The sequence below is a fragment of the Hufsiella arboris genome, from assembly GCF_009834875.1.
GTDB lineage: Bacteria > Bacteroidota > Bacteroidia > Sphingobacteriales > Sphingobacteriaceae > Hufsiella_A > Hufsiella_A arboris.
Genome location: NZ_WVHT01000042.1, coordinates 1 through 829 on the forward strand (window position 1 = coordinate 1; position 829 = coordinate 829).

The following is an 829-nucleotide window of genomic DNA, read 5'->3' on the forward strand; positions in this document are numbered from 1 at the left end:
GGTTTTCGGCTTGGCGATGTGGCGGATTTTTACCACAAAAGCTCAATAGAATTCCTAATGTTGAACTCTGCTTAAATGCTTTATAGAAGTACTTCAGCCGCCATATTGCCAAACCGATGTTACCAGTAGTGCTTTTTTGTATCGTCATACAAATTTCGCTTCTCCTGTTAATTTATTTTGTCTAAGTCAAAATCGCTACTGAACCAGTCAGTCAACACTTTTTCAATCTCGTTTTTATTAAATGTCTTTGGGTTTCGTCTTGACTTCAAGTAATTTTCTCTCGTCATTTTTTCTGCAACTTGTCCAACCGTTTGCAAATCAAATTCGTTTCCGATTTTGTTTGCGAACCAACATCCTGCGATTGAAAACAAAAGTCCTGAAAGTCCGATTTGCCAATTAAAGAAAAGTCCAACGAGGGAAGCAAGAAGTATAATTACAAGTGTCCCTGTAACCCAATGTGGTGGTCGTAAGATATTAAGTTTAAAACCTAATTGCTTTTCCAATTTTTTTGTGCTTGCACGTCTGCTTTGTCTTGGCAATAGGTCTGCAAGAGAAGAATTTGTGGAGATTGTTTTATTGTCTATTTGAAGTGTCGATGAAATTGTATCACGCAACTTATAAAATGCTTGTTGCGTTGTGCAGTCGTCTGAATTATCAAGTTGGATTTTATTTGCAATGTGGTCACAGAGTTCACCAAAAGTCGAAATATGCATTAGTTCGGTGTTTCCAAACTTAATGTCAAATGACTTTTCAACTTTAACGAGTAAATCGCTAATGTCGTCTGGGTCGATATTTTTAAGTTCGTAGTCTGTTGTCATAGCATTACTGG

At 36.9% G+C, this 829-nt stretch carries 1 protein-coding gene; it reads right to left on the reverse strand.

The window, feature by feature from the left end; genetic code table 11:
- Positions 1-167: 167 nt before the first annotated feature.
- On the reverse strand, positions 168-829 hold a 662-nt coding region (locus tag GS399_RS20565; RefSeq protein ID WP_237488026.1), incomplete at its 5' end, for an acyl carrier protein.